Origin of the sequence: Streptomyces sp. NBC_00988, assembly GCF_045162645.1 — a bacterium.
In the GTDB taxonomy this organism is placed as follows: Bacteria; Actinomycetota; Actinomycetes; order Streptomycetales; family Streptomycetaceae; genus Streptomyces.
Genome location: NZ_CP108730.1, coordinates 964,190 through 988,172 on the forward strand (window position 1 = coordinate 964,190; position 23,983 = coordinate 988,172).

At 69.5% G+C, this 23,983-nt stretch carries 27 protein-coding genes; 11 read left to right on the top strand and 16 right to left on the bottom strand.

Going from position 1 to position 23,983, the window contains the following annotated elements; genetic code table 11:
• Positions 1–2: 2 nt before the first annotated feature.
• A complete protein-coding gene (locus tag OG496_RS04510; RefSeq protein WP_405969674.1) occupies positions 3–722 on the top strand; it encodes an enoyl-CoA hydratase/isomerase family protein in 720 nt (239 codons plus the stop codon).
• On the top strand, positions 715–1,530 hold the full coding sequence (locus tag OG496_RS04515; RefSeq protein WP_405969675.1) for an alpha/beta hydrolase fold domain-containing protein: 816 nt from the start codon (positions 715–717) through the stop codon (positions 1,528–1,530). The genes OG496_RS04510 and OG496_RS04515 overlap by 8 nt, the downstream gene beginning before the upstream one ends.
• Here OG496_RS04515 and OG496_RS04520 read toward each other — a convergent pair.
• From OG496_RS04520 to OG496_RS04585, 14 genes are all read right to left on the bottom strand, one after another.
• Positions 1,496–2,068 (bottom strand): TetR/AcrR family transcriptional regulator, encoded by a 573-nt coding sequence (locus OG496_RS04520; RefSeq protein ID WP_366492526.1) that lies wholly within the window; start codon positions 2,066–2,068, stop codon positions 1,496–1,498. The two genes, OG496_RS04515 and OG496_RS04520, sit on opposite strands and share 35 nt — an antisense overlap.
• A gap of 211 nt (positions 2,069–2,279) precedes the next feature.
• Positions 2,280–2,591: a DUF1330 domain-containing protein gene (locus OG496_RS04525; protein WP_366492525.1), complete on the bottom strand. Its 312-nt coding sequence runs from the start codon at positions 2,589–2,591 to the stop codon at positions 2,280–2,282.
• A 15-nt stretch (positions 2,592–2,606) separates the two neighbouring features.
• Entirely contained in the window at positions 2,607–2,798 is a 192-nt protein-coding gene (locus OG496_RS04530; protein ID WP_366492524.1) for a ferredoxin, read from the bottom strand.
• Entirely contained in the window at positions 2,795–4,123 is a 1,329-nt protein-coding gene (locus tag OG496_RS04535; protein ID WP_405969676.1) for a cytochrome P450, read from the bottom strand. The genes OG496_RS04530 and OG496_RS04535 overlap by 4 nt, the downstream gene beginning before the upstream one ends.
• A gap of 76 nt (positions 4,124–4,199) precedes the next feature.
• Positions 4,200–5,045 (bottom strand): NAD(P)-dependent oxidoreductase, encoded by an 846-nt coding sequence (locus OG496_RS04540; RefSeq protein WP_405969677.1) that lies wholly within the window; start codon positions 5,043–5,045, stop codon positions 4,200–4,202.
• Positions 5,045–5,656 (bottom strand): DoxX family protein, encoded by a 612-nt coding sequence (locus OG496_RS04545; RefSeq protein WP_405969678.1) that lies wholly within the window; start codon positions 5,654–5,656, stop codon positions 5,045–5,047. The genes OG496_RS04540 and OG496_RS04545 overlap by 1 nt, the downstream gene beginning before the upstream one ends.
• The gene (locus OG496_RS04550) at positions 5,653–6,585 is read right to left on the bottom strand and encodes an alpha/beta hydrolase (RefSeq protein ID WP_405969679.1); all 933 of its coding nucleotides are present in this window, start codon (positions 6,583–6,585) and stop codon (positions 5,653–5,655) included. Before OG496_RS04550 ends, OG496_RS04545 begins: the two co-directional genes overlap by 4 nt.
• Positions 6,582–8,243 carry a thiolase C-terminal domain-containing protein gene (locus OG496_RS04555; protein ID WP_405969680.1) on the bottom strand — a complete coding sequence of 554 codons (1,662 nt, stop codon included), beginning with the start codon at positions 8,241–8,243 and terminating at the stop codon, positions 6,582–6,584. The genes OG496_RS04550 and OG496_RS04555 overlap by 4 nt, the downstream gene beginning before the upstream one ends.
• On the bottom strand, positions 8,240–9,616 hold the full coding sequence (locus OG496_RS04560) for a cytochrome P450 (RefSeq protein ID WP_405969681.1): 1,377 nt from the start codon (positions 9,614–9,616) through the stop codon (positions 8,240–8,242). The genes OG496_RS04555 and OG496_RS04560 overlap by 4 nt, the downstream gene beginning before the upstream one ends.
• Positions 9,617–9,655: 39 nt before the next feature.
• Entirely contained in the window at positions 9,656–9,850 is a 195-nt protein-coding gene (locus tag OG496_RS04565; protein WP_363097681.1) for a ferredoxin, read from the bottom strand.
• A 54-nt stretch (positions 9,851–9,904) separates the two neighbouring features.
• Positions 9,905–11,272: an ABC transporter substrate-binding protein gene (locus OG496_RS04570; protein WP_366492517.1), complete on the bottom strand. Its 1,368-nt coding sequence runs from the start codon at positions 11,270–11,272 to the stop codon at positions 9,905–9,907.
• A 41-nt stretch (positions 11,273–11,313) separates the two neighbouring features.
• Positions 11,314–12,519, bottom strand: a complete 1,206-nt coding sequence (locus tag OG496_RS04575; protein WP_405969682.1) for a CaiB/BaiF CoA transferase family protein — start codon at positions 12,517–12,519, stop codon at positions 11,314–11,316.
• Positions 12,516–13,955: an aldehyde dehydrogenase family protein gene (locus OG496_RS04580; protein WP_405969683.1), complete on the bottom strand. Its 1,440-nt coding sequence runs from the start codon at positions 13,953–13,955 to the stop codon at positions 12,516–12,518. Before OG496_RS04580 ends, OG496_RS04575 begins: the two co-directional genes overlap by 4 nt.
• On the bottom strand, positions 13,952–14,683 hold the full coding sequence (locus tag OG496_RS04585) for an SDR family oxidoreductase (RefSeq protein WP_366492514.1): 732 nt from the start codon (positions 14,681–14,683) through the stop codon (positions 13,952–13,954). The genes OG496_RS04580 and OG496_RS04585 overlap by 4 nt, the downstream gene beginning before the upstream one ends.
• A gap of 236 nt (positions 14,684–14,919) precedes the next feature.
• Here OG496_RS04585 and OG496_RS04590 point away from each other — a divergent pair, with 236 nt between their 5' ends.
• The 5 genes from OG496_RS04590 to OG496_RS04610 are packed head-to-tail and all read left to right on the top strand — an operon-like array spanning position 14,920 to position 19,105.
• Positions 14,920–15,624 carry an SDR family NAD(P)-dependent oxidoreductase gene (locus tag OG496_RS04590; RefSeq protein WP_405969684.1) on the top strand — a complete coding sequence of 235 codons (705 nt, stop codon included), beginning with the start codon at positions 14,920–14,922 and terminating at the stop codon, positions 15,622–15,624.
• The gene (locus tag OG496_RS04595; RefSeq protein ID WP_405969685.1) at positions 15,621–16,283 is read left to right on the top strand and encodes a carboxymuconolactone decarboxylase family protein; all 663 of its coding nucleotides are present in this window, start codon (positions 15,621–15,623) and stop codon (positions 16,281–16,283) included. The genes OG496_RS04590 and OG496_RS04595 overlap by 4 nt, the downstream gene beginning before the upstream one ends.
• A 4-nt stretch (positions 16,284–16,287) precedes the next feature.
• Positions 16,288–17,553 (top strand): aromatic ring-hydroxylating dioxygenase subunit alpha, encoded by a 1,266-nt coding sequence (locus OG496_RS04600; protein ID WP_405969686.1) that lies wholly within the window; start codon positions 16,288–16,290, stop codon positions 17,551–17,553.
• On the top strand, positions 17,540–17,860 hold the full coding sequence (locus OG496_RS04605; RefSeq protein ID WP_355916144.1) for a hypothetical protein: 321 nt from the start codon (positions 17,540–17,542) through the stop codon (positions 17,858–17,860). The genes OG496_RS04600 and OG496_RS04605 overlap by 14 nt, the downstream gene beginning before the upstream one ends.
• 6 nt (positions 17,861–17,866) lie before the next feature.
• Complete coding sequence (locus OG496_RS04610; RefSeq protein WP_405969687.1) at positions 17,867–19,105, top strand: amidohydrolase family protein; 1,239 nt, start codon at positions 17,867–17,869, stop codon at positions 19,103–19,105.
• A 31-nt stretch (positions 19,106–19,136) separates the two neighbouring features.
• On the opposite strand, the gene OG496_RS04615 is transcribed toward OG496_RS04610, so the two are convergent.
• Complete coding sequence (locus tag OG496_RS04615; RefSeq protein ID WP_399388345.1) at positions 19,137–19,730, bottom strand: TetR/AcrR family transcriptional regulator; 594 nt, start codon at positions 19,728–19,730, stop codon at positions 19,137–19,139.
• 133 nt (positions 19,731–19,863) lie between these two features.
• On the opposite strand from OG496_RS04615, the gene OG496_RS04620 reads away from it, so the two are divergent.
• From OG496_RS04620 to OG496_RS04635, 4 genes are read left to right on the top strand one after another with little or no spacing between them, the layout of a single operon-like run.
• Positions 19,864–20,886 carry a zinc-binding dehydrogenase gene (locus tag OG496_RS04620; RefSeq protein ID WP_405969688.1) on the top strand — a complete coding sequence of 341 codons (1,023 nt, stop codon included), beginning with the start codon at positions 19,864–19,866 and terminating at the stop codon, positions 20,884–20,886.
• Between the two features lie 6 nt (positions 20,887–20,892).
• Positions 20,893–21,420 (top strand): nuclear transport factor 2 family protein, encoded by a 528-nt coding sequence (locus tag OG496_RS04625; RefSeq protein ID WP_405969689.1) that lies wholly within the window; start codon positions 20,893–20,895, stop codon positions 21,418–21,420.
• A complete protein-coding gene (locus tag OG496_RS04630) occupies positions 21,417–22,247 on the top strand; it encodes an NAD(P)-dependent oxidoreductase (RefSeq protein ID WP_405969690.1) in 831 nt (276 codons plus the stop codon). Before OG496_RS04625 ends, OG496_RS04630 begins: the two co-directional genes overlap by 4 nt.
• A gap of 24 nt (positions 22,248–22,271) precedes the next feature.
• A complete protein-coding gene (locus OG496_RS04635; RefSeq protein WP_405969691.1) occupies positions 22,272–23,075 on the top strand; it encodes an SDR family NAD(P)-dependent oxidoreductase in 804 nt (267 codons plus the stop codon).
• 36 nt (positions 23,076–23,111) lie between these two features.
• Here OG496_RS04635 and OG496_RS04640 read toward each other — a convergent pair whose 3' ends face one another.
• The gene (locus OG496_RS04640) at positions 23,112–23,903 is read right to left on the bottom strand and encodes an enoyl-CoA hydratase (protein WP_405969692.1); all 792 of its coding nucleotides are present in this window, start codon (positions 23,901–23,903) and stop codon (positions 23,112–23,114) included.
• Positions 23,904–23,983 lie beyond the last annotated feature (80 nt).

The following is a 23,983-nucleotide window of genomic DNA, read 5'->3' on the forward strand; positions in this document are numbered from 1 at the left end:
CCATGGACGTAGATCTCGAACTCGACGAGGGCCTGGCGGTCGTCACCATCGACCGGCCGCACGCCCGCAACGCCATCGCCCCGACCACGATGGACGAACTGGACAAGGCGCTCGACGCGGCCGCGGGCGCCAAGGCCCTGGTCATCACGGGCGCCGGCGACCGGGCGTTCGTCTCCGGCGGGGACCTGAAACAGCTGAGTGCGATCCGGACCGAGGAGGACGCGATGGCCATGGCCCTGCGGATGAGGGGGATCTGCGATCGCATCGCGGCCTTCCCCGGACCGGTGATCGCGGCGTTGAACGGGCACGCGTTCGGCGGCGGCGCCGAGGTCGCGGTGGCCGCCGACATCCGGGTCGCCGCCGACGACATCAGGATCGGCTTCAACCAGGTGGCCCTGGCCATCATGCCCGCGTGGGGCGGTGCCGAGCGCCTCGCCCAACTCGTCGGCAAGGGACGGGCGTTGATGCTCGCCGGTGCCGGGACGGTTCTCGACGCGGCCGAGGCACAACGCGTCGGACTGCTCGAACTGGTGCTGCCCCGCGCCGAGTTCGCCGAGGGCTGGCGCACGCTGGCCAGATCCCTCGCGACCAATCCGGCGCGGGAGATCAAACGCGTGATGAGCGGAGCCGTCCCGGAGGAGGAGGCGGCCCGCGCCTTCGCCCGCCTCTGGGTGTCCGACGAGCACTGGCAGGCAGCGGAGAGGGTGATGTCCCGTGGGTGACACACGAGTTGGGGCGGCCGGAGCGAACGCCGACCTGACCGGCACCGACCTGACCGACGTACGGGCGGACACGGACCGTGCGGCGGCGGCCGGCGACGGGCGGGTGCGGGTCGAGTCGAGCCCGGTGGGGCCGATCGTACGGCCGCCGGACGCGAGCGATCTCGTCGTCCTGTATCTGCACGGGGACCGGCAGTTGTCGGGTTCGCCGGAGTCGGTGGTGGACCTGGCCGAGCGACTCGCCCTGCGGACAGGGGCAGTTGTGGTGTGCCCGCGTTACCGGTCGTCGTTCCCGGGGGCGTTGGACGACGTGCACGCCGTATACAGCTCGTGCCAGGCCCGTGGGCCGGTGGCGCTGGCCGGTGAGCGGTTGGGGGCCGGGCTCGCGGCCTCGCTGCTGGTACGACTGCGGGACATGGGGGCGCCGGAGCCGGAGTGTGCGGTGCTGATCTCGGCGCTGCTCGATCTGACGTTGGACGCGCCGAGTCTGCTGTTCAACGCGGCCGCCGATCCGGGCTTCGACATCGACGAACTCCGGTTGCACGCGGCCCGGTTCGCGGGCGACGCCGACCGGACCAACCCGCTGCTGAGCCCGCTGCACGCCAACCTGCACGGGCTGCCGCCGATCCAGCTCCTGGTCGCCGGTACCGATCCGCTGCTGGACGACTCCCTGTCGTTCGCCGCCCGCGCGGCCCGCTCCGGTGTCACGGTGGATCTCCGGGTACGGCCGGACGCGGTGAGTCTGCACCCCGAGAGCGTCACGGCGATGGCCGATTTCATACAGGCGTGGGCCCGAGCAGCACGCCCATGACATCGCGGATGATCTCGGGGTAGTCGGTCTGCTCCTCGTCGAGCATCCACTGCTGCTGGACCCCTTCGAGCATCGCCACCACGGCGGTGGCGGCGGCTCGGGGGGACAGGCCGCTGGGGACCCGGTCGCCGTAGAGCGCGGTGAGGTGCTCGACGGTCTGGTCCTGGATCGACCGGTAGTAGTCGTGGCAGAACCGCTGTGCCTCGTCGCTGCCGGTGACGCCCTCGGCCACGAGAACGCTGTGTATCTGAGCGAGACCGGGATTCTTGTGGTCGTAGGTGATGACCTCGGCGAGCAGCCCGGGCAGGTCCTTGCCGGCGTCCGCGTGGAGCGCGGCCAGGTGTTCGCGGGCGAGGTCCTCGCGGAGCTGGACGAGGGCGAGGAGAAGCCGCTTCTTGCTGGGGAAGTAGTGCAGTACGCCCTGTCGGGTCAGGCCGGCGCGCTCGGCCACCGCGTCGATGGATGCCTTCTTGTAGCCCCGCTCGGCGAACACCCCCAGCGCGGCGGCAAGAATCTCCTCGTGTCGGGCCGTCGTCATTGAGCACCCCTTCCACCCCGGCAACACCCATGTGACATTACGGTTGCCGTCGCGATCGGGCGACCCTTCCGGCCATAGCGGACCCATTGACCGTACGACGGCGCCGGAGCCGGTCGTCGCGGTCGGGAGGATGTCGGGAGGGTGGGCGTACGCGGACCGGGCCGCCGGCCGGCAGCCGGGGCCCGGTCGTGGCCCACAGGGCAGTGCCCTCTCATGCACCCCGGGACGGCGGCTCGAAGCCCGCGATGATCACGGCGTTCGTGTCGGCCGCGGCCTGCCGCAGGGGCTTCGCCCGCTCGTACGCCTCCGACTCGTACCACGCACGCGCGGCTTCGGCGCTCTCAAATTCGAGAACGACGGTCCGGTCGCCGGGCCACTCGCCTTCGAGGAGCTGCGGACTGCCGTCGACCGCGAGGACGGACGCGCCGCCCTCGGCCATGGACGGACCGGCCGCCCGGCTGTAGGCGTCCATCCCGGCCGCGTCGTTGATGGACTCGGTCAGGATGACGTACCCCTTGGGCATCCGGTTCTCCTCAGCTCACTGGCTCACTGTGATCGCGCGCTCGGGGCAGCTGCCGATGGCCGTGCGGACCTGTTCCTCGTACTCGGCGGGGACCTCGGGGGTCAGCACCTCGGCGTAGCCGTCGTCGGTCAGGTCGAACACCTCGGGGCAGATCGACCAGCAGATCCCGTGCCCCCGGCAACGGTCCGCGTCGACGACGGCTTTCATCGGGCGGCCCCCTCAGGCCCCTCAGAGCCCACGGACTTCTCGGACTCCTCGGCGAGCGTGAACTCCAGGTTGAGATGGGTGAGTCCGCGCAGGATGTACGTCGGCAGGTAACGGAAGTTCCGCGCGTCGGCAGGGCCGTGCACGCTCTCCGAGATCCTGATGTCCGTCGTACGGTCGAGCATGCGCTCGATGCCCACCCTGCCCTCGGCGCGGGCCAGCGGGGCGCCGGGGCAGGTGTGGGGACCGCGGCCGAAGGCGAGGTGGTGGCGGGCGTTGGCGCGGGCCGGGTCGAAGATCTCGGGGTCCTCGAAGTGGCGCGGGTCGCGGTTCGCGGCGCCGTTGAGGACCATGAGGGTGGTGCCGGCCGGGATGTCGACGCCGCCGACCGTGGAGGGGACGCGGGACAGCCGGAAGTCGCCCTTGATGGGGCTCTCCGTGCGCAGCACCTCTTCGACGAAGTTGGGGATGCGGTCGCGCTCGGTGCGCAACAGGTGCTGCAGATCGGGGTCTTCGGCGATCATCTTGAGCGCGTTGCTCAGCAGCCGGACGGTGGTCTCCTGGCCGGCTGCGAAGAGGTTGGTGGCGACACGGGCCACGTCGGCGACGTCGGGGGTCGAGCCGTCGGGGAACTTCGCGGTGGCGAGACCCGTGATCACGTCCTCGCGGGGTTCGCGTCGGCGCTCCTCGACATAGGCCGAGAACTGCCCGTACAGGTACTCCAGCGGCGAGTGCGCCACCTCGCCGTCCGTGCTCCCGATGCCGCCCCGCGGCTGGTGCTCAAGGCCCTCCACGAACGTGTTGCGGTCCTCGTCGGGCACACCGAGCAGATCGGCGATGACCCGCAGGGTGAAGGGACCGGCGAACCCGCTGATGAAGTCGCCCTCGCCGGCGGCGAGATACGCGTCCAGCTGGGCGTCGGCGAGGTGCCACATCGACGCCTCGTTCTCCTTGAGGCGGCGCGGGGTGATCAGCCGCATCAGCAGTCCGCGGTGGTCTGTGTGCATGGGCGCGTCGAGCGTCGGCAACTGGTCGCTCATCGGGAGCTGGTCGCGGTACCGCTCGATCAGCGCGCTCACGTCGTCGCCCACGAGCGGGACCGGGAACCCCGGGAAGGGGCCGGTCACCGAGATGCAGGACGAGAAGGTGTCGGAGTCGTTGAGGACCTGGATCGCCTCGTCGTACCCGGTCACCATCGTCACGTCGTGGTGGCTCTCGCGTTGCACCGGGCACTTCCCGCGCAGGGCCGCCAAGTAGGGATAGGGGTCCGCGACGACTTCGTCGTCCTGGAAGAAGTCGATCGCCTCGAAGTCCTTCACGGTGTGCACGGTTCCCTTCCGTCACCAGTCTGACGACGAGCGACGATATCAATGTTCTCCGATGGCGAGAAGCTCGTTTTCGGTTTCATGGAGCGGGAGTTGCGGGTGCCGTCAGACGTCCCTGGCCCATGTGATCGAGGGCCGCGTCGGCCGCCGTCAGCACGGTGCCCGTCGGAGCGCCGGCCGAGTCGGCGAGGTCGGCCAACAGCCTCACGTCCTTGCGGAGCAGCGGTCCGGCACGTTCAGCGAGACGGTCGAGCGTGCCGCCCGCGGCCCGCACCCGATCGAGTGCGAAGCTCGATCCACTGCCGTGGAGGACGACTTCGGCGAGGGCACCGCGGTCGATGCCGAGCCCCGGTGCCAGGGCCAGCGTGTCGGCCGCAGTCGCCAAGTTGGCGGTGAACAACAGGTTGTTGAGGAGTTTGGCGATCTGTCCCGAGCCGAGCGGGCCCATGTGGACGACCGGATCGCCGAACGTCTCGAACACCTTGCGGCAGTAGGCGACCGTGCCGGACTCGCCGCCGGCCATCACCAGCAGCCGGCCCTCGGCGGCCGCCTTTCCGCCGCCGCTGACGGGTGCGTCGACCACGGAGACGCCGTGCACCTTGGCGCGCTCGGCGAGCCGCCGACAGGTGTCGGGGTGGACCGTGCTGTGTACGGCGATCACCCCGCCCCGGCGCAGACCTCTCAGCACGCCCTGCTCGCCCGTGACGACCTGCTCGGCGTCTGCGTCGTCGACGACGCAGACGCACACCAGGTCGCTGGCGGCGGCCAGTTCGACGGGGGACGTGGCCCGCTGCGCCGCCGTGTCCGCGAACGCGGTGAGCGTGGCCGGGCGCCGCGCCCAGAGCGTCGTGGCGAAACCCGCCTCGACGATCCGGCGCGCCATGGGAGCGCCCTGGCTGCCCAGCCCGATGAATCCGACGCGCATCAGCGGGCCTCCTGCTCGACCGAATCGGGGGTGTTCTCGGACTCCGGCTCCGCGACGGGGCTCTGAGGCTCGGCGCCCCCATTGGACTCGGCGTCGGCTTCGGGCTCTGCGTCGGCCTTCGGCTCCGGTCGCCAGAACGTGCCCAGCAGTCCCCCGGTCGCCACGACAGCCGCGCCCAGCGCGATTCCGCCGCCGGTCCAACCGGTCAGGTCGACGCCAGCCGCGTGGTCGACGGACCAGCGGCCGGGGCCCAGCACCGCGAGGGCCAGGGCGACGACGGCGAGCGTGAGGACGTACTCGTAGCCGTCCTTGAAGACGAAGAACCCGTTGGGCCGGTGGGCGAGCAGCCCCGCGACCAGCATCACGGAGATCACGGCGGCGCAGGCCAGCGGGGTGAGCAGGCCGAGGATCAGCAGGACGCCCGCGCCGACCTCGGTGAGCACGCTCGCCCAGGCCTGCAACACGCCCTGTCTCAGGCCGAGTCCGGTGAACCAGCGGGCGGTGCCCTTGATGCGGCCGCCGCCGCGCCAGTGGTTGAGTCCGTGCATGATCATGATCAGTCCTACGACCACGCGTACGAGCAGCAGTACCGCGACGTCGGCGTCACTCATCCGGCCCTCCTCGGCAGACGGTCGATCCCGTCGTTGTCGTATCCACCGTTCTCGGATGCGAGAACGCACTCCTCGACGAACGAGAGGATCTTCAGGTGGTATCCGGTCGCGGTGTGCCCGATGCTCAAGTTGTGGCCGCTGTCGGCCTGTTCGTCGGTGACGACCCTTGGGGAGTGGGTGAACAGGCTGGCGATGTCGGCCATGGCCTCGGGCCCGGAGCTCCACACGCGTTCGTGGTCGCCGAGCGTGTAGTGGACGGGAATCCGTACACGGGCGGCGACTTCGGCGAACTCCCGTGGCCAGCGGCGGGCGACGGTGGATTCGTACGGCGGGCCCGGTGACTGGATCCGGGGCGCGCCGACCACCTCGTCCGGGTACAGGCGCGAGGGCTCCCACAGCAGGTCGCGCAGCCCGGGTCCGGAGCGTCGCGGTACGGCCGGGTCACGCCGTCGGAAGTCGAGGATCTCGACGGCGCCGGGCGCGTGGTGGCGTCCGGTACCGGCGATCTCCAGACCGAGAAGGTCGTTCCGGCGTTCGTCGCCTGCCATGTGCACACCCAGGGCGCAGCCGATCGAGTGCGCCCAGAGGAACAGTCCCGCTCCGCGCGGACGCGAGGCGAGCAGCCGCTCCACCGCTCCGTAGGCGAGGTCGACGCGCCGAGCGGGCGAAGCCATGGTCTCGCTGTGCGGAGCCGAACTGCCGTATCCGGGGCGGTCGATGGCGACGACGGTGAAGTCCAGTGCCGTCGCGGTGCGCAGGAGGGACAGCCGGGGCTGGTCCGGGTAGTCGAAGTAGCCCGACGTCACCGCTCCCCCGTGCAGGGCGACGACGACCGCGCGCGGGTTGCGGACCTCGCACAGCAGCCCCGACATGGGGATGCCGTCGACGTCGACGACGCGCGAAACGACCTCCGTGGTACGGGAGTTCATCCGTCCGCCCGGAAGAGGATCACGCCGCTCGGGGTGAGTCCGCCGCTGCTCGCCACCGCGACCCGCGCGCCGGGTATCTGGCGTGCCCCGGCCGCGCCGCGCAGTTGGGTGATGGCCTCGTGGACCAGTCCCATGCCGTGGGTGCGGCCGTGGGAGAGCTGTCCGCCGTGGGTGTTGAGGGGCAGTACGCCGTCCCGTGCGATGTTCTTGCCTCCGTCCAGGAAGTCCTTGGCCTCGCCGATGCCGCAGAACCCCAACCCCTCCAGCCAGGAGAGGCAGTTGAAGGTGAAGCCGTCGTACAGCTCGGCCACGTCGACGTCTTGGGGGCGCAGCGCGGTGCGTGACCACAAGTGGGCGGACTGGCCGAGGACTTGGGGTTCATGGGTGAGTGTGCTCTGGTCCCATTCGAGCCGTTCCAGGATCTGGGTGCCGACTGCCTCGACGAATATGGGCGGTTGGGCGAGGTCCCGGGCCGCGTCCACGGCCGACACGATCACGGCGACCGCTCCGTCACAGGGCACGTCACAGTCGTAGAGGCCGAACGGGGTGGTGATCGGGCGGGCGTTGAGGTAGTCGTCCATCGTCATCGGGTCGCGGTAGATCGCCGTGGGGTTGAGTGCGGCGTTGGCCCGCTGGTTGAGGGCGATCCAGCCGAGCGTCTCGCGGGTGGTGCCGTAGCGGTGGAAGTGGCGTTGGGCGTTCTGCGCGAGGGTGTGGGCGGCCGAGATCGCTCCGAACGGCTTCATCCAGCCGTCCAGTTGGCGCGGTGGGTCCTGCGCGATCCGGCCGCGGCGCACGAGTTCGCCGTACGACGCCTCCCAGACCGTACGGAAGCACAGCACATGGCGGGCCAGGCCGCCCGCGACGGCGAGCATCGCGGAGATGAGTGAGCCGCAGGGGCCGAAGGTCTCGCTGCCGCCGTTGTACCAGGTCGGTTCCAGACCGAGGGCCGACTCCAGGGCGGTCACGCCTCCTTCGCCGAAGCCGCCGTACGCGGCACCGGCGCCCGGGTAGGTGGCCAGGCCGTCGATGTCGTCGACGGTCAACCCGGCGTCGGCGATGGCACGTTGGCAGGCCTGGACGGTCAGGGACACCGGTGGGACCAGGAGGCGGCGGCCGATCTCGGACATGCCGATGCCGGTGATCGCGACCTTGTCCTCGAACTTCTCGGTCGACGCCATCGGCCTTACGCGGCGGGCGAGTTGACGGGTGTCGACCTCGGCGAGCGGCAGGGGGTCCGTCGCCGGGTGGTCGCGGGCCGGGCGGAACAGCGGCAGCCAGGCGTCCTCGACCTGTTCGAAGACGACCTCCATCCGCATGCCCAACTCCAGCTCGTCCGGGGCGCATTGGACGGCGTTGGTGGTGAGCCGGACCCGGGGGTCCTCCTCGACGGCGACCTGGGCCACGACGTAGGGCGCGGGCAGGCCGGGCAGGGCGAAGCGGTGGTTGACGGTGAAGCCGATCAGCGTGGCACGGCCGGAGACGGCCCGGACGCCCATGTCGTGCCCGTGGCAGTACCGGCAGACCGGCTGCGGCGGGTGGATGAGGGCCGCGCACGACCCGCACTCCGCCAGCCGCAGCCGGCTGTCCGCGCCGGAGGCCCAGAAGAACGCGTTCTCCTCCGTGACCAACGGCCCCGGGCGGGTTGGGGAGTTCATGTGCCGATCCGTGCCTTCGCCGTACGGACGGTGACCGGTTCGGCGAGGCGCTGTTCGTCGCAGGCCTTCTGGAGTTCGGCGAGGGTCTCGTCGAGTCCGGCGCCGAGCCGCTTGCCCGGCGTGAAGGTCGCGGGGAGGTGGCGCATGCCCTGGATGACGCCGATGGTCTCGTAGTGCACGGCGCCTTCGGGGTCGCACGCGTAGTCGGGCATCCGGTCGAGGACGGCCGTCATCATCCGCTTGAACACCGTGCGGGCCACGTTGGAGCCGATGCAGCGGTGGATGCCGAGGCCGAAGCTGCTGTGCCGGTTGCCCTTGCGTTCCATGTCGATCATGTCGGGATCGGGGAAGACCGACGGGTCGCGGTTGGCCATCGCCCAGGAGAGCCAGAGGCGTTCGCCCTCCTTGAACGCGGTGCCGGCGATCTCGCAGTCGGCGGAGAAGGTACGTCCGTCGCCGGGGGCCGGGGTGTAGAAGCGCAGGAACTCCTCGGTCGCGGAGTCCAGCAGGGTCTTCCGGTCGCGGCTGAGCCGGGCGCGTTCCCCGGGGTTCTGCGAGAGCCATTCGAGGGCGTGGGCGGTGAGGGCGGTGGTGGTGTCGAAGCCGCCGCCGATCAACAGGGCGAGTACACCGAGGAGTTCGCCGTCGTCCGGGGTGCGGCCGTTGAGGTCGGCGCGGACCAGGGCGTCCACCAGACCCGGTCGGGGCGCCTTGCGGATCTCCATGAGCTGGCCCATGAGGTCCATGCCCATTTTGCGGCTGAGGTCCAACACCCTTTCCCGGTCGGGGGAGTTGGGGGGTGTGTAGACGGAGGCGTGGGCGGGTTCGTTGTAGATGGTCCAGCGCTCGACCGGGATGCCCATCATCGCCAGGGTGAGCACGGCCGGGACGATGTTGGCGAGGTCGTCGACGAAGTCGATGTGCCCGGACTCGATCTTCTCGTCGATGCTGGCGCGTACGACCTCGTCGACGAACGGGATCCAGCGCTGGATGGCCGCCGGCGACAGATACGGGTTGAGGGTCTGCCGGTAGTAGCGCTGGTCCGGCGGGTCCATCTCCAGGAAGCCGCCCTGGGCCTCCCGGGCGCGGGGCGGCGGGGGGATGGAGATGCCCTTGTAGCCGCGCCGTTCCCCTTTCACGTCATGGTCGTTGGAGAGGAACTCGGCGGACCTCGCGAGTTCGAAGACCTCGCGGTTGCCGCTGGCGACCCAGTGGCCGCCGTGGGTCTCCGTCCAGGCGATCGGGCACTGTCCGTGCAGCTCGTGGGTGATGTCCTCGAACCGGTCACGGTAGTCGGGTGTGTGCCGGTCGAAGTGCACCTGCGGGTGCTTGCGGCCGGCGTCGTCGTCGACGGCCGCGTCTTCCGTGGTCATGCGGAGTCCTCTCCTGCTCGGTGGATGAGGTGGGGGGGGTCAGGAGATGAGGGAGATCGCCCGTTCCGGACAGGACAGGACCGCCTCGCGGACGGCCGCCTCCTGGTCGGCGGGGACTTCTTCCTGGACGACCGAGGAGTGCCCGTCGATCTCGCTGAGTTCGAAGGTGTCCGGAGCGCGCATCGCGCAGAGCGTGTGGCCCTGGCAGCGCTCCGGGTCGACTCGTACCTTCACGGTCCTTCCTTCCTGCCGTGGTGAACGCCGTGGTGAACGGGTGGCGTGGCGTGGCTACTTGAGGTCGGCCATCGACTTTCCGACGTCGGCCAGGGTCGGCGGCTTGCCGTAGTTGCCCTTGAACTTGTAGGCGGGCGCGTCGCAGCGGTAGGCGCCGTCGGTGGGCTTGAAGTCGGCGGGCACCCAGCCGCTGGTGGTGGCCTTCTCGACGTTGAAGCACTTCAGGGGCTCGTCGGGCGCTGACAGGTTCACCGAGGCCTGGAGCCCTCCCCCGGTCCACTCGGTCTGCTTCTTGGCGTTCGCCAGGACACAACTGCGGGTCAGCTCCGCGCAGTCGCGGGCCGAGGTGGCGAACAGCAGCCAGGAGGAGAATGCCTGCATGGCAGGCAGGGTGATCTGGGCGTCGGGCGCGTACTTCTTGAACAGGGCGACCATCTCCTTCGTCGCCGGGTTTCCGTCGGCCTTCTCCAGCGGGTAAGCGCCGTTGATGGAGGCGAAGTTGGTCTGTGTGCCGAGCGCGGGGCCGGCCAGCTTGAGGAAGGCGGGGCCATACGCGTTGCTGTTGGCGTCGATCCAGTCGAGCTTGTAGTCGATGTTGGTGAGCGCCTGCTCCAGCTTCGCCAACTGGGTGAAGTCGCCCAGGAAGACGAGTCCCTTGACCTTCTTCGTCTTGATGGACTGGGCGTACGGCGTCCAGTCGGAGACACCCTGGGCCGGGTAGAGGTCGGAGTAGGTGACCTTGCCGCCCATCGCGGTGAGGACTTCCTTGTCCTGCCCGGCGATGGCCTTGGTGATGGGCACGTCACCGGTGATGATGCCGACGCCGCTCGCCGACGAGGGGTAGGCCTCCTTCAACAGCCAGGAGTAGTAGCCGGCGTAGGGCGAATATCCGGTCGAGGCGCCCGTGGTCATCACCTGGAGGTCCGCGCCGATCTCGGTGGTGACCTGTGCCGGGAACTCGGGAAGCAGGCACTTCAACCGGGTCTTGACGCCCAGGCCGTCGAGGGCGGCGCCGCCGCCGACCTCGAAGAAGTCGGTGCGGCAGGCCGAGATCATCTGCTGGTTGACCTGCATGAGCTGGGAGTCGTGCGTCACAGGCGTGATCTTGCGCCCGTTGATGCCGCCTGCGGCGTTGCACCAGGAGGTGAAGACCTTCGCCGCGTTCTCGAACTCCGGGTTCTTGGTGAACCCGACGTCGGTGAAGACGCCGACCTTGATGTCGGAGCTGGTGACGCCCTGACTGGTGACGGACTTGGCCGTCCCCTTCCCGCACACGGACTTCAGCGTGCCGAAGTCCGCGGTGGCGGTGTCGGCGGCTCCGGTGGTGGAAGGGCTGCTGGTGTCCGCGGACTTGGTGCGGCCGGAGCATCCGGCCGCGGCCGCGAGGGCCAGGACGAGCGCGGGGATGAGCAAGCGTCTCATCGGTTCTCCTCGTTGAGAATGTGAGTCCCGCTGTCGGGTGGTCAGGTGACGGCGCCCGCCGCCTTGAGCGCGATGATGCGGTCCCAGTCCAGGCCCAGTTCGAGGAGGATCTCCTCGGTCTGGGCGGCGAACCCGGGTGCGGGCCCGAGTTGTGGGGCGTGCACGTCGAACTGCACGGGGCTGGCGACCAGTTCGAGCTCTCCTGCGCGCAGGAGGTACTCGTTCGCTCTGATCTGCGGGTCGTCGCCCACTTGCAGGGAGTCCTGCACCGGGGCCCACGGCCCGGCGAGGGTGGTGAAGCGCCTGCTCCACTCCGCGAGGGTGCGGGTGGCGATGACCTCGCGCAGGATCTTGACGGCCTCGGCCGTGTGGGAAACGAGGTTCTCGGCCGTGTCGAAGCGGGGGTCGTCGGCGAGTTCGGGGCGGTCGATGTGCCGGCACACGTCGGCCCAGAACTTGCCGGGCTGCATCATGACGAACGCCAGATGGTGGCCGTCGGACGTCTCGTACAGCCCGGACAGGGGGTTGGTGACGGAGCCGTGGGTGCCGACGGGCGGCGGGATCCAGGGCTTGCCGAGGTGCAGGGAGAGCGCGGTGGCGTGACCCATCGCCCACAGTCCGCTGCCGAGCAGGGAGACGTCCACGACCGACGGCTCGCCGGTGCGCTCGCGTTTCAGGAGCGCGGCCGCGATGCCGCCGGCGAGGTTGGTGCCGGAGATGGTGTCGCCGTAGGCCGGTGCGGGCGGGTTGATGATGCCGTCGGTGCCTTCGGGGGTGATGCTCGCGGCGGTGCCGGCGCGGGCCCAGAACGCCGTCATGTCGTAGCCACCCTTCCCCGCCTCCGCTCCGCGCGGGCCGAAGGCGCTGCCCCGGGCGTAGATGATTCGGGGATTGACGCTACGGATGTCGTCGACGTCGATGCCGAACCGCTCCCGGTGACCGGGAAGGAAGCTGGTCAGGAACACGTCCGAGCGCCGGGCGAGGTCGTGGAGAACGTCCTTTCCCTCGGGGCGGGAGATGTCGAGGCCGAGGCTGCGTTTGCCGCGGTTGGCGTGCTCGACGTTGGGGTTGGGGTCGCCCTCGACGCGCATCGTGCCGGTCTGGCGCAGACCGCGCTGCGGGTCGCCGGTAACGGCGTGCTCGACCTTGATGACGTCCGCTCCCCAGTCGGAGAGGACGGCTCCCGCCGAGGGCACGAAGCCGTACATGGCGACTTCGAGGACGCGGATGCCTTCGAGCGGCATCATGACCGGACCACGACCGCGAACGCCTTGTACTCCAGGAACTCCTCAAGACCGGCCACGCCGCTCTCGCGGCCGATGCCCGACTGCTTGTAGCCGCCGAACGGCACGTCGGCGGCGAAGTAGTTGCCGCCGTTGATGCTGAAGGTGCCGGTGCGGATGCGGCGGGCCAGCGCGATGGCCCGCTCGTCGTCGGCGCTCTGGATGCCGCCGGAGAGGCCGAAGACGGAGTTGTTGGCGATGCGGACGGCGTCGTCATCGTCGTCGTACGGGATCACCACGAGCACCGGGCCGAAGACCTCGTCCTGGGCGATCTCGCTGTCCGGATCGACGTTGCTGAGCAGGGTCGGCTTGTAGAAGAAGCCGGGATCGATCTTCTCGCCTCCGGTAACGAGGTTCGCACCTGCGGCTACGGCCCTCTCGACCATGCCGTCGACCTTCTCGCGCTGGCGCTCGCTGATGAGCGGGCCCGCGAAGGTCTTGGGGTCGGCCGGGTCGCCGAGCGGGATGCGGCCGAGGCCCGCCGCCACCATGGCGACGATCTCGTCGTGGTGCTCCCTGGGCACGAGCAGCCGTGAGGTGAGCGCGCAACCCTGCCCGGAGTGGGAGCAGATGGTGCCGGCCGCGAACATGGCGGCGGTGGCGAGGTCGGCGTCGTCGAGGACGATCATGGCGGACTTGCCGCCGAGTTCCAGGAAGACCTTCTTCACCGTGCGGCTCGCAGCCTCCATGACCCGGCGGCCGGTCGCGGTGGACCCGGTGAACGTGATCATGTCGACGTCGGGGTGCGTGGTGAGCGTCTCGCCGACGTCGGCACCGGACGACGTGAGGACGTTGACCACGCCGGGCGGTATGTCCGTGTGCTCGGCGATGAGTTGGCCGAGGAACAGGGTCGTCAGCGGGGTGTCCGGGGCACCCTTGAGGACGACCGTGCAGCCGGCCGCGAGCGCTGGGGCGAGCTTGGCCAGGGCGAGTTGGTTCGGGTAGTTGTAGGCGATGATCGCCGCTACGACCCCCGCGGCCTCCTTCTCCACCCAGCGCCGGTGACGCTGGCCGCGGCTCTCGGACTCGCCGAGTTCCTCGGTCAGCGGGTACTTGCGCAGCAGGTCCGCGTAGTAGCGCACCAGCTTGACGGGGTCGTCGAGTTGGGGGCCGTAGGTGAGCATGCGGGGCGCGCCGACCTCGGCGATCGTCAGCTCGCGCAGCTCCTCGACGTGGTCGGTGAGCGCCTGATGCAGCTGGTCCAGACAGCGGATGCGCAGCTGTACGTCGGTGGACCAGGCGGTGGTGTCGAAGGCGGTGCGCGCGGCGGCTACGGCTGCCTCGGCCTGGGCGGTGGTGGCGTCGGGCGCGTGGCCGTAGACCTCGCCGGTCGCGGGGTTGAGGGAGGGGAACGTCCGCTCCCCGTCGACGAGTTGGCCGTCGATGAGCAGGCGGGTCACAGCCGCACCACCTGTCCACCGTCGACGCTGATGGTCTGGCCGGTGAGCCAGCCCGCGTCGTCGGAGAGCAGGAACAGGACGGTGGGGGTCAGGTCGCCGGGCGTGCCCATCCGTTTGATGGCCAGGGCCTGGGTCATCCGCTCCTGGAACTCGACCGGTACGACCGTGGCCGTGGCCTCGGTGTCGGTGGGGCCGGGGGCGATGCCGTTGACGCGGATGCCCCGCCCACCGAGTTCGGCGGCGAGGGATGCGGTCAGGTGGTTGATGCCGATCTTGGCCAGGCCGTAGTAGCCGCTGGCCATGTAGGCGGCGGCGGACGACTGGTTGACGATCGCGGCGCCCTCGGCCAGATGCGGGACGACGGCCCGGGTGACGTACAGGGCGCCCATCAGGTTCACCTGGATGAAGCGGTTGAGGTAGTCGAGGTCGACGGTGGTCAGGCCCTCGCGCCGCATGCTGTGGTAGATCGCGGCGTTGTTGATCAGGTAGTCGATGCGGCCGAACTCGGCGACGGTGGCGGCGGCCAGCGCGTCGGCCGAGGCGGGGTCTCCGACGTCGACCCTGACGAAGAGCGCGGAGTCCAGTTCCTTGGCGACCCGCTGTCCCTGCTCCTCGTTGATGTCGGCGACCACGACCCGTGCTCCCTCGGCGGCCAGCGCCCGGGCGTAGTCCTCGCCGATTCCCTGTCCCGCTCCGGTGACGATCGCCACCTTGTCCTGGAACCGCATCCTGTTCTCCTCGCATGGATGGGCGGCTTGCTCCAATGAAGCGGAAACTACATTCTCCTTATACGCGAATCAACCATCCGGCAGCGAGAATGTCATCCTGACGACTTGCTGACAGACCCACGGGGCGCGGCGAACAGCCCCCGCCTGCGCGGGACTTCCGGAAGCACCGGAGACGAGAATACGCTTCTCGTATCCGGAAGGGAGATTTTCATGATCGAGACGAAGGGGGTTCCGGCATGAGGACAGCGCTCGTCACGGGCGGCGGCTCCGGCATCGGACAAGCCATCGCACAGCGCCTGGAGGCCGACGGTCTCCAGGTCGCCACCCTCGACCTCAACCCGTCCGACAGGGGCTTCTCCCGGAAGGCCGACGTCTCCGACCGGGCCCAGGTGGACGAGGCACTGACCGAGATCCGCGAGCAGCTCGGCCCGGTCACGGTCCTGGTCAACGCGGCCGGGATGGAGGGCTACAAGCGCTTCGCCAACCTCACCTTCGAGGCCTGGCAGCGGGTCATCGACGTCAACCTCCACGGCGTCTTCCACTGCGTCCAGGCGGTGTTGCCGGACATGGTGGAGGCCGGCTGGGGCCGCATCGTCAACATCTCCTCGTCCAGCGCGCAGTCCGGCCAGCAGTTCATGACGCACTACGTGGCCGCCAAGGCCGCGGTCAACGGGCTGACCAAGTCGCTGGCCCTGGAGCTGGGTCCGCAGGGCATCACCGTCAACGCGGTCCCGCCCGGCTTCATCGACACGCCCATGCTGCGCCGCTCGGAGGAGCGCCAACTGCTCGGCGGGACGGTCGAGGAGCACATCGGGCGCACTCCGGTACGGCGGGTCGGGCGCCCGGAGGACATCGCCGCGGCCTGTGCCTTCCTCGCCTCCGAGGAGGCCGGTTACATCACGGGCCAGATCCTCGGCGTGAACGGCGGGCGGAACACGTGAGCGAGCACAGCGAGCATGGCCAGCACGGCGAACACGGCAGGACCGCCACCGAGCGCAGCGGGCACGGAGAACGCGGCCTGCACGACAACTCCGCCGCCGAGAACGCCGTTCGCATCCCCCCGGTGCCGTATGACGACTGGGACCACGAGGTGTTCTCGGTCATCAACCCGAACCGGAAGCTGCCGCAGGCCAACGTCCTGGGGATCTTCCAGCGGCATCCGGCCCTGGCCCGGGCGTTCCTGACGTTCAACATGCACCTCAACACCACGGCCCTGCCGGTGCGCGTCCGCGAGCTGGCCGTCCTGCGCGTGGCCTGGCGGCGGGGCAGCAAGTACGAGTGGGCGAGTCATGTCCTGATCGGCCGGAAGGCCGGGGTGACCGAGGCCGAGATCGACGAAGTCCGCACGGGCGCCGACACGTTGCTCAACCGGGCGGTGGACGAACTGGATGCCGACTCGGGCCTGTCGGACGCGACCTACGCCGCGCTCGCCGCCGACCTGGACGAACACCAGCTGATGGACCTGGTGTTCACCATCGGCGCCTACACGATGCTCACGATGGCCCTCAACACCTTCGGCGTGGAACTCGACCCCGCGATCTCGGAAGAGAACTTCAGTTTCCCGAAACGAGAATGGTATTCTCACAAACGAGAGGGGTGATCCCATGCCACACTTCACCAAGCCCGAGGCCGGGAGCTGGACCGAGAACTACCCCGAGCTGGGCACCAGCCCGGTGAACTACGAGGACTCCATCGACCCCGCGTACTACGAGGCCGAGAAGGAAGCGATCTTCAAGAAGACCTGGCTGAACGTCGGCCGGGTCGAGCAACTGCCCAAGGTCGGCAGCTACTTCACGAAGGAGCTCGCCGTCGCCGACACCTCACTGGTGATCGTGCGGGGCAAGGACAAGGAGATCCGCGCCTTCCACAACGTCTGCCGCCACCGCGGCAACAAGCTCGTGTGGAACGACTTCCCGGGCGAGGAGGTCAAGGGCACCTGCCGCCAGTTCACCTGCAAGTACCACGCCTGGCGCTACAGCCTCGACGGCGATCTGACCTTCGTCCAGCAGGAGAAGGAGTTCTTCGACCTGGACAAGGCGGACTACGGCCTCAAGCTGGTCCGCTGCGAGGTCTGGGAGGGCTTCGTCTTCGTCAACCTCGACCCCGACGCGCAGCCGCTCAAGGAGTACTTGGGGGAGTTCGCGAAAGGCCTGGAGGGCTACCCCTTCCACGAGATGACCGAGGTCTTCACGTACAAGGCGGAGATCGGCAGCAACTGGAAGCTGTTCATCGACGCGTTCGCGGAGTTCTACCACGCGCCCGTCCTGCACATGAAGCAGGCCGTCAAGGACGAGGCCGACAAGCTCTTCAACGTGGGGTACGAGGCGCTGCACTACGAGATCCACTCCCCGCACTCGATGATCTCGTCCTGGGGAGGCATGTCCCCGCCCAAGGACCTGACCATCGTCAAGCCGATCGAACGCGTCCTGCGCAGCGGCCTGTTCGGGCCGTGGGAGGCACCCGACATCGAGGGCCTGGACAATCTGCCGACGGGCCTCAACCCGGGCCGGCACCGCGCGTGGGGCAACGACTCCTTCGAGTTCTTCCCCAACATGACCCTGCTGATCTGGAAGCCCGGCTGGTACCTGACGTACCACTACTGGCCGACGGCGGTGGACAGGCACCTCTTCGAGGCCAACCTGTACTTCGTGCCCGCCAAGACGGCGCGCGAGCGGCTGAAGCAGGAGCTTGCGGCGGTGACGTTCAAGGAGTACGCCCTCCAGGACGGCAACACCCTCGAAGCCACCCAGACGATGCTCAAGAGCCGGGTCGTCACCGAATTCCCGCTCTGCGACCAGGAGTTGCTGCTCCGCCATCTGCACAAGACAGTCGCCGACCACGTCAAGGAGCACACCGATGCTGCCCAGTGAGTTCGCGGCACTTGAGCCGTTCAGCGAGTGGGTCCTGGAGTCCGAGCGCGACCGGTACAGCAAGCGCCTGGCCAGCTCCATGGAGGAGATGCAGGCCTTCTACGACGCCGCGTTCCCGCTGCTGGAACAGGCCTCCGACCACCTCGACAAGTTCCCGCTCGCCGAACTCCCGGAGCAGGAACGCAACTTGCTGCTCCTGATGTTCTCCCTGGTGAACGTGTCGTTCCCGGTCGAGGTCTGGAAGCAGGCCCGGGTGCCGGACAGCGGGGCCGCCTATATGGACCTCGTCGTCGAGCCGAAGGTCTGACCGGTCGTGCTCACGCTCAGAGCGGCGCGTGTACTGCATGTGGAGACGGGCGAGTTCGAGTCGCCGGGCCTGATCACGGTCGAGGGCGACCGCATCACGCACACCGGCGTCGGCACCGGCGAGGGTGAGGGTGCCCGTGAGAACGAGGTTCTCGATCTCGGCGACGTGACTCTCCTGCCCGGTCTCATGGACATGGAGGTCAACCTCCTGATGGGCGGCCGCGGAGAGACGCTCGCGTTCTCCCCCGTCCAGGACGATCCTCCGCTGCGGATGCTCCGCGCGGTGGGCAACGCCCGGCGGACCCTGCGCGCGGGGTTCACCACGGTCCGCAACCTCGGCCTGTTCGTGAAGACGGGCGGCTATCTGCTGGACGTCGCGCTGGCCAAGGCCATCGACGCCGGCTGGATCGACGGCCCGCGCATCGTGCCCGCCGGACACGCCATCACATCCACCGGCGGCCATCTCGACCCCACGATGTTCGCCGCGTACGCCCCCGGAATCATGCCTCTCTCCCTGGAAGAGGGCATTGCCAACGGCGTCGACGAGGTGCGCAAGGCCGTCCGCTACCAGATCAAGCACGGGGCTCGGCTCATCAAGGTCTGCGCGTCCGGGGGCGTCATGTCCCACACCGGCACCCCCGGCGCGCAGCATTACTCCGACGAGGAACTGCGCGCCATCGTCGACGAGGCCCACCGGCGCGGACTGAAGGTGGCGGCCCACACCCATGGGGCCGACGCCGTCCGGTCAGCGGTGGAGGCGGGCATCGACTGCATCGAGCACGGTTTCCTGCTCGACGACGACACCATCGCGCTGATGGCGGAGCGCGGCACTTTCCTGGTGCCCACCACCGCTCTCATCGACGGGATGGACATGTCCCATGCCGCGCCCGAGCTGAAGGAGAAGGCCGCCGAGATCTTCCCCCGGGCGAAGACGGTGGTGGCCAGGGCCGGCAAGGCGGGTGTCCGGATGGCGCTGGGCACGGACGCGCCGGCGATTCCGCACGGCCGCGGCGCCCAGGAGCTGATCGCCCTGGTCGACCGCGGGATGACTCCCCTGGAGGCGCTCCGGGCGGCGACGGTCAACGCGGCGGAGCTGATCGACGCCGACGACAGGGGCCGTATCGCGGAGGGCCTCCTCGCCGATCTGATCGCGGTGCCGGGCAATCCGCTGGAGGACGTCTCCGTGATGGCGGACGTCCGGTTCGTGATGAAGGGCGGGAAGGTGTTCCGGGACGAGCGCCGCTGATATCAACTCCCAGGCCAGTGGCGGGAGTTGATCAGGCCGGCCCGTCGAGGGGTCGTAGCATCCGCAGGATCATGTCGACCGTGCGCTCGACGGGGCGGTTGCGGGCCGTGACCGTGGACAGGAGGGTGCGGGTCAGGACAGCGCCTAGGAGCATGTCGAAGACGTCGTCCGGGTCCACGGCGGGGTCGACGGTCCCGGTCGGCGCGGCGCGCAGGATGTCCTGGAACTGGGGCCGCGCCGACACGCGCAGCAGCATCTCCGGCGGCCGGGGCGCGTTCGACGTCTGGGAGTGCGCGAAGAGACCGGCCGCGGCGGCACGGGCCGCGGGCGCGCCGAAGGCCGCCAAGTAGGCGCGGACGAACCGACGTAGATCGCGGCGCAGGTCCCCTGTCGGGCGGACGCTCAACGGGCTGAGCCCGGGGAACGTGGCCTCCTCGATCAGCTCGATCCGGGACGGCCAGCGGCGGTAGATGGCGGAGGCGTGCACGCCCGAGTGTTCTGCCACCGCCTGGATCGTCGTCGCGTCGAAGCCGCGCTGGACGAGGAGTTCGCGCGTTGCCGCGAGGGCCCGTTCGTTGATGCTCGTGTCCCGTGGACGGCCCGGGGCACGGCGCGGTTCTGCCATGCCGTGATTGTAATGACCGGGCGGGGTCCCGGTGTTGCCGTGTTCTCTCAATTATAGGAGACCGTCTTCTGTAATTTCCTCTGTGTGGCTACAGTCCGAAGGGGACGGACTTCGGAGTGCGGAGGAGAGTCTGATGCGTGCTGCTGTGCTGCGGGGCGGGAGCGTCGAGGCGCGGACCATCGACGATCCGGTCCCCGGACCGGGCCAACTCCTCGTCCGCTCGCTGGCGTGCGGGATCTGCGCCTCGGATCTGCACTTCATGGACCATCCGGAGGCGGGCGCCGACGACGACAGCGGGATGTCGACGTACGACCAGGACGTCGACATCGTGATGGGTCACGAGTACTGCGCCGAGGTCGTGGACTACGGCCCCGGCACCGAGCGGCGGATCCCGGTCGGGACACGGGTGAGTTCGCTGCCCGTACTGAGCACTCCCGCCGGCCGCAGGATCATCGGCCAGAACCCCGAATCACCCGGCGGATTCGGGGAGTTGTTCCTGCTGACCGAGGCCGTCACCCGGGTCGTGGTGTCGGACCTGCCGAGCGAGGTCGTGTGTGTCGCCGACGCGATCTCGGTCGGCTGGTCGACCGCGTCCCGCGCCCGACTGACCGCGAGCGAGGCGCCGTTGGTCATCGGCTGCGGCGCCATCGCCCTCTCGGCGATCGGTCGGCTCAAGAACCTCGGCGTCGGTCCGATCGTGGCGGCCGATCTCGTCGCGTCGCGTCGCGCGACCGCGCTGGCCATGGGCGCCGACGTGGTCGTCGACCCCGCCGAGGTCTCGCCGTACGAGGCGTGGCGCAACACGGCCGGGAACCGGTCGAGTTGTGTCGTGTTCGAGTGCGTCGGCGTTCCCGGCGTTCTCGACTCGATCATCAAGGGCTGCGAACGCGGTACCCGGATCTTCTCCGTCGGCGGTCCGCCGGAGGGCGACCATCTGCACACCCTGACCGCGAAGCGGAAGGGTCTCAACATCCAGTTCGGGGGCGGCCCGTCGATGGACCACTGGGACGAGGCGTTCCGGGCGGTCTGTTCCGGCGGCCTCGATGTCGGGCCGATGCTCGGCCACACCGTCGGGCTCGACGGAGTGCCGGCCGCGCTCGACGCCGCGCGGGACGCCGACGGGCCGGCCCGCATCATCGTCGTACCAGGGAGCTGAACGCCCATGAGCGAGACCGCCGAACTTGCCCAGCTGCGCGCCACCGTCGCGTCGTTGGCGACGAAGGTGCGCGCCTTGGAGGACCAGGTCGAGATCGCGCAACTCGTCACCCAGTACGGGCCCGCAGTCGACAGCGGTTCAGGTCAGGCTGCTGCCGCCCTCTGGACCGAGGACGGTGTTTTCGACGCGATCCCCCACCTGCGGATGGAGGGCCGGGACGGCATCGTCGGCATGGTCCATGGCGCCGGACACCAGAGTGTGATCCACAACGGCTGCGGTCACGTGCTGACCGCGCCGCATGTCGTCGTCGACGGCGACCACGCCACCGGCCGCAACCACGCGCTGCACCTCCGCTGGGACGCCGAGGCCGGCCGGTTCTGGGTGTTCCAGGTCTCCGCCAACACCTGGCGCTGGGTGCGTACTTCGGAGGGCTGGCGCATCGCCGAGCGGGTCAACGCCAACCTCGACGGCACCGAGGGGCCACGCGCGATGCTGGCGCCGTCGTCGAACTCACTCCACCTGGAGGAGAGTTGAGGATCGGGTTCATCGGGTCGGGCCGCATGGGGCAGCCGATCGTCGAGCGCCTGGTCGCCGCCGGGCATGACCTCACCGTCCACTCGCGCCACCCGGAGACGCGCGCCACCGCCCACGCGGACGGGCCGAGTTGGGCCGGGACGGTCGAGGAGTCCGTGCGCGACGCCGACGTGGTGTTCGTCGTCGTACTGACGGACGAGCAGGTGCGGTCGGTGTGCCTCGGCCCTCACGGTGCCATCGCGGCCATGGCGGCGGGCGCGACGCTCGTCCAGCACACCACCTCCGCCCCCGGGACCGCCCGCCTGCTCGCCGAAGCGGGTGCGGAGCGCGGTGTCCGGGTGTTGGACGCCGCGCTCTCGGGCGGCCCGCACGACATCGCCGCGAGCCGACTCACCCTGTGGGTGGGCGGGGACGAGGCACAACTGGAGGAGATGCGCCCGCTGTTGGAGACGTACGCCTCGCCGGTCATGTTCGTGGGACCGGTCGGCAACGGTCAGCGGGTCAAGCTCGTCAACAACGCCCTGTTCGTGGCGCAGGTCGGTCTCGCCGTCGACGTGGTGCGGGTGGCGGGGTCGCTGGGCATCGACGAGAAGGTGATTCTCGCGGCGCTGCAGCACGGCAGCGGTGCCAGTCGGGCGCTCGGTGTCGTCGCCAGCGGGGGGTCGGTCGACTCGGTCGCGGTGCGGCTGGCGGACCTGATGAGCAAGGACGTCGCCGTGGTGCGCGAGGTGGCGCGCAGCACCGGCGCGGACCTCGGGATCATCGGGACGGTGCTGTCGTCGGACGCGGTCGAGAAGAAGGTTCTCCGTTCGTCCCGGACGATCTGACTGATCTTGACTGAGGAGTACGAAGTGACCGAAACACTCACTGCCAAGTACGGGCCGTGGGGTGTCATCGCCGGCGGGTCGGACGGGGTGGGTGCCGCGTTCGCCCACCGGCTGGCGGCCCAGGGGATGAACGTCGTACTCGTGGCCCGGCGCCTGCCCGTGCTGGAGGCGTCCGCCGACGAGATCCGCGCGCGCCACGGCGTCGAGGTCCGCACCGTCGCGCTCGACCTCAGCTCCCCAAGTGCCCTGGCGGAGTTGGAGCATGCGACCGTCGGCCTGGAGGTCGGCCTGTTCGTGTACAACGCGGGCAGCGACGACGGCAGCGTGCCGTTCCTCGACAAGGACCTCGACACCCACCTCGGGCTGGTGCGGCGCAACTGCACGGCCGTACTCGAAGCGGCCTACCGCTTCGGTGGCCCGATGGTGGCGCGCAAGCGGGGAGCGGTGGTCCTGGTGACCTCGGGGGCCGCGTGGGCGGGTGGCGCCACGCTCGCCGCCTACGGCGCGTCGAAGGCCTTCGACCTCATCCTCGCGGAGAGCCTGTGGGCGGAGTGGCGGGGCAGCGGGGTCGACGTCCTGGGACTGGTCCTCGGCAGGACCGACACCCCGTCCCTGCGCCGGACCGAAGGCGTCCAAGGGAGTTCCTGTGGCGGCGACTTGGCCGATCCCGACGACGTGGCCGCCAGGGCGCTCGCCCACCTCTCCGACGGTCCGACCTGGATCTGCGGCAGCCCCACCCCGACCGGCGGTTCACCGTTCGGGGCGTTGAGCCGCCGCGACGCGGTCCTGGCGATGAGCCGGGGCGCGACCGCGCACAAGGAGCGGTGACGGTCGCGGTCCGGTCCATCAACCCGGCGGCCTGGCCTACTGGCCCTTGATGCGTTCCTTCATGGCGTCGAGCTGCGTGAGAATGGGATATCCGCTCACGCTCAGCGCGTTCCCGTGTCCTGTCTCGTGGATGTCGAACACGGACTGGATGGCGGCGTAGAAGCCCTGGACGTCGAGACTCTGGTTGACGGCCCGCTTCGCCTGACGGAGGCCGAAGGACGGCATCCGGGCGATCTGGTGGGCTAACTCCAAGGCCTCGGTGACCAGTTGGTCGAGCGGGACGACCTTGTTCACCATGCCGACCTTCGCCGCCTCCTCGGCGGTGACGGCGCGTCCGGTGAAGAGGATCTCCTTCGCCTTGCGCGGGCCCAACTCCCAGGTGTGGCCGTGGTATTCGACTCCCCCGATGCCCATGTGCACGACGGGGTCGGAGAACTCGGCGTTCTCGGCGGCCACGATCAGGTCGCAGGGCCAGCACAGCATCAGTCCGCCCGCGATGCACTTGCCCTGCACGGCGGCGATCGTCGGCTTGGGCAGGTTGCGCCAGCGCAGGGTGTACTCCAGGTACCGGCGGGTCTCGGCGCTGTAGATCCACTCCAGGGTGATCTCCTTCGGCGCCGGCCAGCGGTCCTTCAGGTCGTGTCCTGACGAGAAGTGCTTGCCGTTGGCCTTCAGGAGAATGACCTTCACGTCCTCGTCGGCCGCGGCCCGGCTCCAGGCCGCGTCCAGGGCGTCGAGGAGCTCACTGTTCTGCGCGTTGGCGACCTCGGGCCGGTTGAGGGTGATGATCCCCACCCGGCCGTCGACCTCGTACAGGATCTCGTCCATGCGTCTCGTCCTCTGTCGGCACTGCGTATGACGGCTCTGGCGGAATTCGGCTCTGGCGTAGGACAGTTGTGGCGCACGGC

Coding starts and splice junctions, on each gene's coding strand:
- OG496_RS04510 (WP_405969674.1), top strand. CDS start 3: ATGGACGTAGATCTCGAACTCGACGAGGGCCTGGCGGTCGTCACCATC.
- OG496_RS04520 (WP_366492526.1), bottom strand. CDS start 2,068: ATGACGACGGCCCGACACGAGGAGATTCTTGCCGCCGCGCTGGGGGTG.
- OG496_RS04525 (WP_366492525.1), bottom strand. CDS start 2,591: ATGCCCAAGGGGTACGTCATCCTGACCGAGTCCATCAACGACGCGGCC.
- OG496_RS04530 (WP_366492524.1), bottom strand. CDS start 2,798: ATGAAAGCCGTCGTCGACGCGGACCGTTGCCGGGGGCACGGGATCTGC.
- OG496_RS04540 (WP_405969677.1), bottom strand. CDS start 5,045: ATGCGCGTCGGATTCATCGGGCTGGGCAGCCAGGGCGCTCCCATGGCG.
- OG496_RS04545 (WP_405969678.1), bottom strand. CDS start 5,656: ATGAGTGACGCCGACGTCGCGGTACTGCTGCTCGTACGCGTGGTCGTA.
- OG496_RS04550 (WP_405969679.1), bottom strand. CDS start 6,585: ATGAACTCCCGTACCACGGAGGTCGTTTCGCGCGTCGTCGACGTCGAC.
- OG496_RS04555 (WP_405969680.1), bottom strand. CDS start 8,243: ATGAACTCCCCAACCCGCCCGGGGCCGTTGGTCACGGAGGAGAACGCG.
- OG496_RS04560 (WP_405969681.1), bottom strand. CDS start 9,616: ATGACCACGGAAGACGCGGCCGTCGACGACGACGCCGGCCGCAAGCAC.
- OG496_RS04570 (WP_366492517.1), bottom strand. CDS start 11,272: ATGAGACGCTTGCTCATCCCCGCGCTCGTCCTGGCCCTCGCGGCCGCG.
- OG496_RS04575 (WP_405969682.1), bottom strand. CDS start 12,519: ATGATGCCGCTCGAAGGCATCCGCGTCCTCGAAGTCGCCATGTACGGC.
- OG496_RS04585 (WP_366492514.1), bottom strand. CDS start 14,683: ATGCGGTTCCAGGACAAGGTGGCGATCGTCACCGGAGCGGGACAGGGA.
- OG496_RS04590 (WP_405969684.1), top strand. CDS start 14,920: ATGAGGACAGCGCTCGTCACGGGCGGCGGCTCCGGCATCGGACAAGCC.
- OG496_RS04600 (WP_405969686.1), top strand. CDS start 16,288: ATGCCACACTTCACCAAGCCCGAGGCCGGGAGCTGGACCGAGAACTAC.
- OG496_RS04605 (WP_355916144.1), top strand. CDS start 17,540: ATGCTGCCCAGTGAGTTCGCGGCACTTGAGCCGTTCAGCGAGTGGGTC.
- OG496_RS04615 (WP_399388345.1), bottom strand. CDS start 19,730: ATGGCAGAACCGCGCCGTGCCCCGGGCCGTCCACGGGACACGAGCATC.
- OG496_RS04620 (WP_405969688.1), top strand. CDS start 19,864: ATGCGTGCTGCTGTGCTGCGGGGCGGGAGCGTCGAGGCGCGGACCATC.
- OG496_RS04625 (WP_405969689.1), top strand. CDS start 20,893: ATGAGCGAGACCGCCGAACTTGCCCAGCTGCGCGCCACCGTCGCGTCG.
- OG496_RS04640 (WP_405969692.1), bottom strand. CDS start 23,903: ATGGACGAGATCCTGTACGAGGTCGACGGCCGGGTGGGGATCATCACC.